At 73.6% G+C, this 9,434-nt stretch carries 7 protein-coding genes; 4 read left to right on the top strand and 3 right to left on the bottom strand.

Translation table 11 applies throughout. The features are described from left to right. Nucleotides 1–96 precede the first annotated feature (96 nt). Nucleotides 97–1,044, bottom strand: a complete 948-nt coding sequence (locus AB0P06_RS36235) for a hypothetical protein (RefSeq protein ID WP_363615152.1) — start codon at nucleotides 1,042–1,044, stop codon at nucleotides 97–99. Nucleotides 1,045–1,210: 166 nt separating this feature from the next. Between AB0P06_RS36235 and AB0P06_RS36230 the strand changes: the two genes are divergently transcribed. Further along, nucleotides 1,211–2,329, top strand: a complete 1,119-nt coding sequence (locus AB0P06_RS36230) for an alpha/beta hydrolase-fold protein (RefSeq protein WP_363615150.1) — start codon at nucleotides 1,211–1,213, stop codon at nucleotides 2,327–2,329. Nucleotides 2,330–2,472: 143 nt separating this feature from the next. Continuing rightward, nucleotides 2,473–4,851, top strand: a complete 2,379-nt coding sequence (locus AB0P06_RS36225) for a glycosyltransferase family 39 protein (protein ID WP_363615148.1) — start codon at nucleotides 2,473–2,475, stop codon at nucleotides 4,849–4,851. A 103-nt stretch (nucleotides 4,852–4,954) separates the two neighbouring features. Here AB0P06_RS36225 and AB0P06_RS36220 read toward each other — a convergent pair whose 3' ends face one another. Continuing rightward, a complete protein-coding gene (locus tag AB0P06_RS36220) occupies nucleotides 4,955–6,556 on the bottom strand; it encodes an alpha/beta hydrolase (RefSeq protein WP_363615146.1) in 1,602 nt (533 codons plus the stop codon). Between the two features lie 121 nt (nucleotides 6,557–6,677). Next, the gene (locus AB0P06_RS36215; protein WP_363615144.1) at nucleotides 6,678–7,448 is read right to left on the bottom strand and encodes an HNH endonuclease family protein; all 771 of its coding nucleotides are present in this window, start codon (nucleotides 7,446–7,448) and stop codon (nucleotides 6,678–6,680) included. A gap of 168 nt (nucleotides 7,449–7,616) precedes the next feature. On the opposite strand from AB0P06_RS36215, the gene AB0P06_RS36210 reads away from it, so the two are divergent. Both AB0P06_RS36210 and AB0P06_RS36205 read left to right on the top strand, forming a co-directional pair. Beyond that, a complete protein-coding gene (locus tag AB0P06_RS36210; protein ID WP_363615154.1) occupies nucleotides 7,617–8,219 on the top strand; it encodes a nucleotidyltransferase family protein in 603 nt (200 codons plus the stop codon). A gap of 188 nt (nucleotides 8,220–8,407) precedes the next feature. After that, nucleotides 8,408–9,262: a hypothetical protein gene (locus tag AB0P06_RS36205; protein ID WP_363615142.1), complete on the top strand. Its 855-nt coding sequence runs from the start codon at nucleotides 8,408–8,410 to the stop codon at nucleotides 9,260–9,262. Nucleotides 9,263–9,434 lie beyond the last annotated feature (172 nt).

Raw genomic sequence — 9,434 nt, 5'->3', positions numbered from 1 at the left:
CCCGCCGCCCGTCCCGGATGCGGCCCAGCCAGGCCCTCGGCGAGGCCGCGATCGAGCCCGGCGGCCTGGGCAGGGTGCGGACCGTCATCGTGGGAGTTACGGCGTCGGGAAGGTGTTCTCGTCGACGTCGCTGGTCTTGGCGTTGCCGCCGACGGTCGGCTGGAGGGTGATGGACCAGGAGGTGTAGGTGCGGCCGGTCTCGAACTCCAGGGTGTCGTCGAACTTGCTGAAGTCGCAGTTCTGGGTGAAGGCCTTCAGGTTGGAGTCCCAGTCGACGCCGCCGGAGAAGTAGATCTCGTAGGTGCCGTCCTCGATGCCCTCGATGGAGGCCTTCTTGCCCTTGCCGACGTAGACGGAGTGGATCGACTTGCCCTTCTGGGCGAGGGAGACCACGGCGTCCGCGCTGCCGCCGTTGTCCACCTTGAAGACGCCCGAGCCCCGGAGGCGGCCCTCGCGGACCATGGCGCCGTTGTCGAGGGAGCGGGTCTGGAGCTGCGGGAACTGCGGCGGGGCGAAGGTGGTCGGGTAGCCGGCGGCGGTCATCTGCGCCAGGGCGGCGGGGACGGCCTTGAGGCCCTCCGACTCGCCGATCCTGGCGAGGGCGGAGGGGACGGCGCAGAGGGTCTTCTTCTTGATGTCGGTGCGGACCTTGGTCAGGTCGGTGGCGAGTTGGGTGAGGGCCGTCACCAGCTGGCGCTGGGCGGTGGTGACGCTGGCCGGCTCGTCCGCGTAGCCCAGGCCGCTGCCGGCCGTGGTCGCCGCGCCGGCCACCTCCTGCAGGACGGTGGAGATGGCGTCGGTGGTCGTGGCCGAGGTGAGCTTGGCGAGCGCCGCGTTGACCGGGTCGACGTACCGGGCGAGCACCGGGCCGTACGGCGGCCGTGTGGGCGTCGGGGTGGGCGTGGGCGTCGGGCTCGGCGACGAGGTGGCGGTGACGGCGCCGGTGGGCTGCTGGTCCGCCGTCGTGGTCGCGCCTCCGCCGGAGCAGGCTGCCAGCAGCAGCGCGGTGCCGGCCGCCAGGCCTGCCTTGGTGATGGACTTCATAACCGCCCCCGGTGAGCTCTCATGCGCGCAGCGTGCACGCCCCCGCCGACATGATCCCGAGCGGACGGGGCCCGGTCAACGGGGCGTGCAAGAGGCGTATGGGAGCGCGTGCGGGGCGCATACACGGCGCACGGAACGCTCCTCGCCGTCAACTACGATCGGGCTCGTGCTCAGCCTTACGGGACTTCCGCTGCAGATCATCTCCTCCGCCCTCGCGATCGCCGCCTTCGCCGCCACGATGTGGCTCTGGCCGAGATTCGGCGGCCGGGGCTGGAAGCCCTGGGCCGGCCGGCTCGGCGCGTTCTTCGCCACCCAGATCGCGGTCCTGGTCGCGATGGGTCTGATCGCCAACGGCTACTTCGGTTTCTACAGCTCCTGGAGCGACCTGCTCGGCACCAACGGTAAGCCCGGCACGGTGGTCGACCACCAGCCCAGTGCCGCCCTCGCCGTCACGGCCGAGAAGAGCATGTACTCGGCGCAGGGCTCGGCCCGGGACCGCTCCGGACTGATCCAGGAGGTCGCCGTCAAAGGAGCCGCGAGCGGTCTGAGCAGCGACGCGTACGTCTACCTGCCCCCGCAGTACTTCCAGCCGGAGTACGCGCAGAAGCGGTTCCCGATGGCGCTGGTACTGGCCGGCTACCCGGGCTCGGCGGAGAAGCTGATCTCGCTGATGCAGTACCCGGCGTCCACGCTGACCGCGATCGAGCAGAAGAAGCTGCCGCCGACCGTGCTCGTGCTGATGCGCCCGACGCTCTCCGGCAACCGCGACACCGAGTGCATGGACATCCCCGGCGGCCCGCAGGTGGAGACCTTCTTCACCAGCGACCTGCCCAAGGCGCTCGCCGCCACCTACCGACTCGGCTCCGACCCCTCCTCCCGGGCCGTGATCGGCAACTCCACCGGCGGCTACTGCGCGCTCAAGTTCGCGCTGCGCAAGCCGGACGCGTACCGCTCGGCGATCTCGCTCTCCGGCTACTACACCGCGCCGATCGACGAGACCACCGGCGATCTGTTCGGCGGCAACGCCCAGTTGAAGCAGGAGAACGACCTGGTGTGGCGGCTGAAGAACACCCCGGCCGCCCCCGTCTCGCTGCTGCTCGCCACCAGCTACGACGAGAACAACTACGCCGGCACCCAGGCCATGGTGGGGGCGTTCAAGGCACCGACCAAGCTGTCGACGATCACCCTGGACACCGGTGGGCACAACTTCCACACCTGGACCAGGGAGATCCCGCCGGCGCTGGAGTGGCTGGGCCGCCACCTGACGGAGCCTCAGTCCGCCTAGGGCGGCGGCCTCCTGGCGGCCACCGGAGCCCGCCACCGGGACGGCCGCACGGTGCCGGGATCCGGCGGCCGGAAGGCAGGATCACAGACGGCTCATAGCGTCGTCTCACGGTTCTCTCAGCCGCGCGGCCGACCGTATCGTCCATGACCACGACCAGCTTCTCCCCTCCGGCCGGCGAACCGTGGCCCGAGGCCGCGAGCCACCCGCCGCCGGAGGTGCCGCAGCCGGCACCGGACGCCGCCGGGCCCGCCCGGACCCCCGCGGCCGGCCCGCTCTTCCCGGAGTTCCCGCTGCCGCCCACCGGCCCCAGGGGCCCGGCGTCCTGGAGCGGCCGGCTGCGCACCCTCCCCGCCCGCGCCTGGCGCGGGCGGGCGGACGACCCGCGCTGGGTGCGGCCCGCCCTGCTGGCGCTGCTGGCCGCGACCGCGGCCCTCTACCTCTGGGGGCTGAGCGCCTCCGGTTGGGCCAACGCCTTCTACTCGGCCGCCGTCCAGGCCGGCAGCCAGAGCTGGAAGGCCTTCTTCTACGGTTCCTCGGACGCCGGCAACTTCATCACCGTCGACAAGCCGCCGCTGTCGCTCTGGCCGATGGCGCTGTCCGCCCGGGTCTTCGGGCTCTCCTCCTGGTCCGTCCTCGCCCCGCAGGCGCTGATGGCGGTCGCCACCGTGGGCACCCTCTACGCGGCGGTGCGCCGCCGCTTCTCCCCGCTCGGCGGCCTGCTGGCCGGCGCCGCGCTGGCGCTGACCCCGGTGGCGGCGCTGATGTTCCGCTTCAACAACCCGGACGCGCTGCTGGTCCTGCTGCTCACGCTGGCCGCGTACGGGCTGGTGCGGGCCACCGAGACGGCGAGCACCCGGTGGCTGGTGTTCACCGGGGTGATGTTCGGGCTGGGCTTCCTCACCAAGACCCTCCAGGCCTTCCTGGTGCTCCCCGCCTTCGCGGTGGTCTACCTGGTGGTGGCGCCGACCGGGCTCTGGCGACGGGCGCGCCAACTGCTGGCCGCCGGGCTGGCGATGGTGGTCGCGGGCGGCTGGTGGGTCGCGGTGGTCGAACTGGTGCCGGCCTCGGCCCGGCCGTACATCGGCGGCTCGCAGGACGACAGCTTCCTCTCCCTCACCTTCGGCTACAACGGCTTCGGCCGCCTCAACGGCAACGAGACCGGCAGCGTGGGCGGCGGCCGGTTCCCGACCGGGATGACAGAGGTCCCCGGCGCGATGCCCGGCGGGATGCCCGGCGCGGTGGCCGGCAGCACGCGTGGCGGTGGCTGGGGCGAGACCGGCATCACCCGGCTGTTCGACGGCGACGTCGGCGGGCAGATCGCCTGGCTGCTGCCGGCCGCGCTGATCCTGCTGCTCCTCGGGCTCTGGGCGACCCGCCGCTACGCCCGTACCGACACCGCCCGCGCGGCCTTCCTGGTCTGGGGCGGCTGGCTCCTCTGCACCGCGCTGACCTTCAGCTTCATGTCCGGCATCTTCCACCAGTACTACACGGTGGCGCTCGCGCCCGCGGTGGCCGCCCTGGTCGGCATGGGCGCGGACGGGCTCTGGCGGGCCCGGCACCGGCTGCCGTACGCGGCGGTGCTGGCCGGCACCCTGGCGGTGACGGCGGTCTGGGCGTACGTCCTGCTCGGGCGAAGCGCGGAGTTCCTTCCGTGGCTGCGCTGGGCGGTGCTGGTCGGCGGGCTGGTCGCGGCGGTGGGGCTGCTACTGGCCGGTCCGCCGGCGGCGCGCCTGGCGGCACGGTCGGCGGGTGCGCCCGGCGCTTCGGGGGTCGGCGGACGACTTGCCACGGTGGCGGGACTGGTGGGCCTGGCGGCGGCGTTCGGCGGGCCGGCCGCGTACGCGGTGGACACCGTCGGCACCCCGCACACCGGCTCGATCGTGACGGCGGGCCCGTCGGTGAAGGGCTCCTTCGGACCGGGTGGCGGCAGGCACGGCGGGCCCGGCGGGCCTGCCTTCGTGGCCAACGGCGGGACGTTCACGCCCCCGCAGGGCGGCCAGGGCGCTCCGGGCGGCGGCTTCGGCGGCGCCTGGCCGGGCGCGGGCACCGGCGACGGCACCGACGGCTGGCGCGAGCGCGGTACCGCCGGCGGCCGGGGCAACGGCACCACCGGCCAGGGCGGCCAGGGCGGCATGGGCGGGCTGCTCAACGGCGCCAAGGTCGGCAGCGAGGCCACCGAAGCGCTCGGGCAGGACGCCGACCGCTACACCTGGGCCGCCGCGACCAGCGGCTCGCAGAACGCCGCCAGCTACCAACTCGCCTCCGGCGTCCCGGTGATGGCCCTCGGCGGTTTCAACAGCACCGACCCGTCGCTCAGTCTGAGCGCCTTCCAGCAGTACGTGCAGGAGGGCAAGGTGCACTGGTTCATCGGCGGCGGAGGCTCGCGCCGGACGCCCGGCGGCGCCGACGGCGAGGCGCGGGAGACGCAGACCGCGCAGATCGAGAGCTGGGTGGAGAGCCACTTCACCGCGAAGACGGTGGGCGGCTCCACGCTCTACGACCTGACGGCGCCGACGTCCTGACCACCCCATGACGAAGGGGGCGCACCGCGCGGCAGCGGTGCGCCCCCTTCTCGTGCGGGGCCGACGGGCCCGGCACGTCAGTCCCTCACATCAGCCCGGCGCATCAGTCCGTCGGGCAGCGCGTCCCGGCGGCCGGCACGGTGCCGTCCACCAGGAAGGTGTGGACCGCGGTGCGGATGCACGCGCTCCTCCCGTACGCGGTGTGCCCGTCGCCCTCGCGGGTGAGCAGCACGCCGTGGGCGAGCCCGGCGGCCAGCTTCTCCGACCACGCGTACGGCGTGGTCGGGTCGCCGGTGGAGCCGACCACCAGGATCGGCGCGCTGCCCTCGGCCTTGACGGTGTGCGGCTTCTCGGCCGAACGGAACGGCCAGGTGCGGCAGTCCGGGTCGAACAGGGCCGACAGCGGGTTGTGCTTGCTGATCAGCGGGGCCTTGGCGGCGAGCTCGGCGAGGGCCGCCTGGAGCTCCGCGTCCGTGGGCGCCATGGCGGCGTCCGCGCAGTGGATGGCGGTGTAGGCGTCGGCGGAGACGCCGTAGTGGCCCTGTTCGTCGCGCTTGTTGTAGTCGTCGGCAAGGCTGAGCAGGTAGTCGCCCTTGTCGTGCTCCATGGCCAGGGTCAGGATGGCGCGCAGGTCGGCGCGGGCCTTCTCGCCCCCGTAGAGGTTGTCGATCACACCGGTCCAGGCGGCGTTGGCGGTGACGGTGCGCCCGTTGGTGGCGGTGAGCGGGTGGTCCTTGAGCCCGTCGAGGAAGCCGGCGAGCTTCTGCGCGGCCTTGTCCGGGTCCTTGCCGAGGGGGCAGCCCTTCTGCTTGACGCAGTCGGCGGCGAATTCCTGGAACGCCCGCTCGAACCCGGCCTGTTGGTCGATGTTGTGCTGGATCAGCGGCACGGACCGGTCCGTGGCACCGTCCAGGACCAGTCGGCCGGTACGGTCCGGGAACTCCTCGGCGTAGATGCTGCCGAGGTAGGTGCCGTAGGAGAGGCCGAGGTAGTTGAGCTTCTCGTCACCGAGGGCCCCGCGCAGGACGTCCATGTCCCGGACGGTGTCGCGGGTGCCGAGGAAGGGCAGCGCCTTGCCGTACTTGGCCTGGCAGGCGTCGGCGAGGGTCTTGCCGTGGGCGTCGCCGGGTTCGTCGGTGGTGAGCCACCCGTCGCGGGCCTTGTCGTCCAGGCAGTTGACGGGGCTGGTGCGTCCGACGCCGCGCGGGTCGAAGCCGACCACGTCGAAGTGGTCGTGCAGCGGCCCGTCGTAGTCCGTCTGCCCGGTCTGGACCATGCGGACGCCGGAGCCGCCGGGCCCGCCGGGGTTGACCAGCAGGGAGCCGACCCGCTGGTCCGGCCTGGCGGAGGGAATCCGGGAGAGCGCGACGTCGATCGCGTCGCCCGCCGGGTGGGCGTAGTCGAGCGGGACCTTGAGGGTCGCGCACTGCACCGCCGACTCGTCGACCTTCTTGGTCGCCGGATCGTCGGCGCAGGGCGCCCAGTTGATCTGCTGGCCGTAGAACGCCTTGAGCGCCGGGTCCGCCGCGCCGGTGGGCGTGGGCGTCGGGGTGGGCGTCGCGGTCGGGGTGGGCGTCGTGGCGGGGCTCGGTGCGGTAACGGACGCGGTGGAGGCCGTGTCCGTCCCGCCGGAGCCGGTGCAGCCGGCCAGGAGGGCGGCGGCGACGGCGGCGGGCAGCGCGCGCCGGGAGAACCGGATGATCATCGAGTGCACCGCACACGAATGTCACCCGGTCATCACATGAGTCATATCGTTATCGCCGCGCCGCCACCACGCCCCCACCAAAGCCTCCACACATAAGGACAAAGGCTGATGAAACGTTTCGTCAGCCGCCGCACTGCTGCAGCATGGCCTTCTTGTCCGCCTCGGTGACCGGGAGTTGGTACTTCAGCGAGACCTGGGCGAAGCGCACCGCGTAGGAGCAGCGGATCGCGGTGTTGGCCGGCAGCCAGGAGGCCGGACCGGAGTCACCCTTGGAGGCGTTCTGCGAGCCGTCGGCCGGGATGAGGTTGAGCGGGTCGTTGGCGATCTGCACGCGCTTGGCCTTGTCCCACTTGGACGCGCCCATCTGCCAGTCGTAGGAGAGCGGCATCACGTGGTCGATCTGGATCTTCGTGGCCTGCTGCTTGGTCCACTGGACGGTCTTGCCGGTGTACGGGTCGTAGATGGTCATCGCGGTGACCACGCAGTTCGAACCGTCCTTGCGCTCCAGCGACTTGCCGTCGCGGGCGAGCAGGTCGTTGCGGGTGTCGCAGCTGTTGTGGCCGAACGGGACGCCGTCCACGTTGTCCGTCCAGGCGGGGCCGAACTCGTTGCGGTCGTAGCCGTCCTTGGAGCCGTTGGCGGCGGTGGCGACCTTGGCGATGATGTCCCGGCCGGCCTTCTGGTCCTCGGGCGAGGTCAGCGGCGCCAGGCCGGGCTTGGTGCCGTCGGGGTTCTGCAGCGGGCTGGTGCCCAGGTCCCCGGCGGCGGCCGGCGCCCCGGAGGACGCGGCACCGTCGGTGGACGACTTCTTGGCGCCGGAGCAGCCGGCCAGCGCCAGGGTGGATATCAGGAACACGGCGGTGGCGGAGAGGGCGGTACGGCGGGCGGGCACGGATGACTCCCGAGGTGGTGGGCGGCTGACGGCGACCCAGCAGACCAGCCGCCCGACACCCCGTCAAGGCGGCGCAACGCGAAGCGTTCGAGCATGTCGAAGCTCACATTCCGGTACCGGGCCGGGGACCGGCTGCGCGGCGGCGCCGCGGACGGGCAGGCTGGGCACATGCGGAACAGTGAACGACCCGTGGCCGCACTGGTCCTGGCCGCGGGGGGCGGACGGCGGCTGGGCGGTCGGCCCAAGGCCCTGGTCCGGTACCGGGGCCGGCCGCTGGTGGAGCACGCGGTGGCGGTGGTCCGGGCCGGCGGCTGCACGGAGGTGGCGGTGGTGCTGGGCGCGGCCCGGGAGCGGGTGCGGGCCACCGCCCATCTGCCGGGCTGCCGACTGGCGGACAACCCGGACTGGGCGGACGGCATGGGTTCGTCGCTGCGCGCCGGGCTGGCCGCGCTGGCACCGGAGGCCTCGGCCGCGCTGGTGATGCTGGTGGACACCCCCGGGGTCACCCCGGCCGCGGTGGCCCGGCTGCTGACGGCCCACCGGGCGGGCGCGGACCTGGCCGCGGCGGCGTACGGCGGGCGGCGCGGGCACCCGGTGCTGATCGGCGCCCGGTACTTCGCCGAGGCGGCGGCGGGCGCGACCGGCGACACCGGAGCACGCGCACTACTGGGGGCGCACGCCGACGAAGTCGCGCTGGTCGAATGCGCCGATATCGCCGTCCCGGACGACCTCGACACCCGGGCCGACCTCGCCCGCTGGGCCGCCGGGTGACCGCCTCCGGCCTGGGCCGGGGCGCCCGCTCCCCCGCCGAGGTGAGAGCGGCTCCTCCTCACCGGGGAGAGATCGGCCGCACACCCCTGATCTGTCCCTGAGGATTGCCCCATTCCGCGCCACGGCCCCCGCGTTTCGGGGAGCATGGGACACGTCCTTCCTCCCGACTCGAACGGACGGTGCCCTCGATGTCCGGACTGCCCGACGACTTCACCGGGCGCGACCCCGCGCAGCACGGGCCGGGGGCGGGCGGTGGCGCCCGGGCGATCCGCTGCCCCGCCTGCCGCCGCGAGCACCTGTACGAGCCGCCGTCGCTGCCCTGCCCCTGCGGCGCCTCGCTGAAGGTGCCGCTGCTGCGCGGCGGCGTGCCGGTCCAGGTGCGGTTCCGCTCCTGGGAGGACTCCTGGCTGAACATGCGCTGCCCGCACTGCGGCCGCTCCGACCAGTGGCCCCAGCCCGAGTTCACCTGCAACTGCGGCGCCACCGTCCGGCTGCCGGTGGACCGCACCACCCGGCTGGGCGGCAGCGCGACCGCGGGGCCGCTCGGCAGCACCGGCCCGCAGGGCACCCGCCCGCAGCCGGCCCACCCGCTGGGCGCCCCGGTCCCGACCCCGCCGGCCGGGTCCGGCACCGCGGCCACGCCCTGGCGGCGGCGCGCGCCGTTCCGCCCGCACCCGGTGCGCACCTCGCAGGACGCGGTGTTCACCGCCGCCCGCTATCTGGAGTGGCTGGGCTTCGACGACCTGGAGCTGACGGAGGCCCAGGAGCGCGACGGGGTCACCCTGCTCGGCAGCCGGATGGTCGCCCAGGTGGACACCTGGACCGAGCCGGCCGACGTGAAGTCGGTGGAGTGCCTCTGGCTGCAGACCCTGCACGCCGAGGAGATGGCCGCCGCGATGTTCACCCTGGCCGGCTACTCCCACCAGGCCACCGTCCGCGGCGAACAGCTGCTGGTCGCCCTGTTCAGCCTGGACCTGGCCGGGGTGCCGCAGCCCGCCAACGGCGCCGCCGAGGCCCTGATGGAGACCGGCTGGACCTCCTGACCCGGCGGCCGGACGCCCTGCCGCACCGGTGAACCCACCGGCCGGACGCCCTGCCGCACCGGCGGCCCACCGGCCGGCCACCTTCAAGCTGGTCACCGGCGAGTGGTACGGCCAGGCCTCCGGTGCCCGGGTGGTCCGCTACCAGCTCAACCCGGCCAGTGCGGCGACCGGG

Origin of the sequence: Kitasatospora sp. NPDC088351, from assembly GCF_040685575.1 — a bacterium.
Taxonomy (GTDB): Bacteria; Actinomycetota; Actinomycetes; order Streptomycetales; family Streptomycetaceae; genus Kitasatospora.
This window is presented reverse-complemented; position numbering and strand designations above follow the sequence as displayed.

Coding starts and splice junctions, on each gene's coding strand:
- AB0P06_RS36235 (WP_363615152.1), bottom strand. CDS start 1,044: ATGAAGTCCATCACCAAGGCAGGCCTGGCGGCCGGCACCGCGCTGCTG.
- AB0P06_RS36225 (WP_363615148.1), top strand. CDS start 2,473: ATGACCACGACCAGCTTCTCCCCTCCGGCCGGCGAACCGTGGCCCGAG.
- AB0P06_RS36220 (WP_363615146.1), bottom strand. CDS start 6,556: ATGATCATCCGGTTCTCCCGGCGCGCGCTGCCCGCCGCCGTCGCCGCC.
- AB0P06_RS36210 (WP_363615154.1), top strand. CDS start 7,617: ATGCGGAACAGTGAACGACCCGTGGCCGCACTGGTCCTGGCCGCGGGG.
- AB0P06_RS36205 (WP_363615142.1), top strand. CDS start 8,408: ATGTCCGGACTGCCCGACGACTTCACCGGGCGCGACCCCGCGCAGCAC.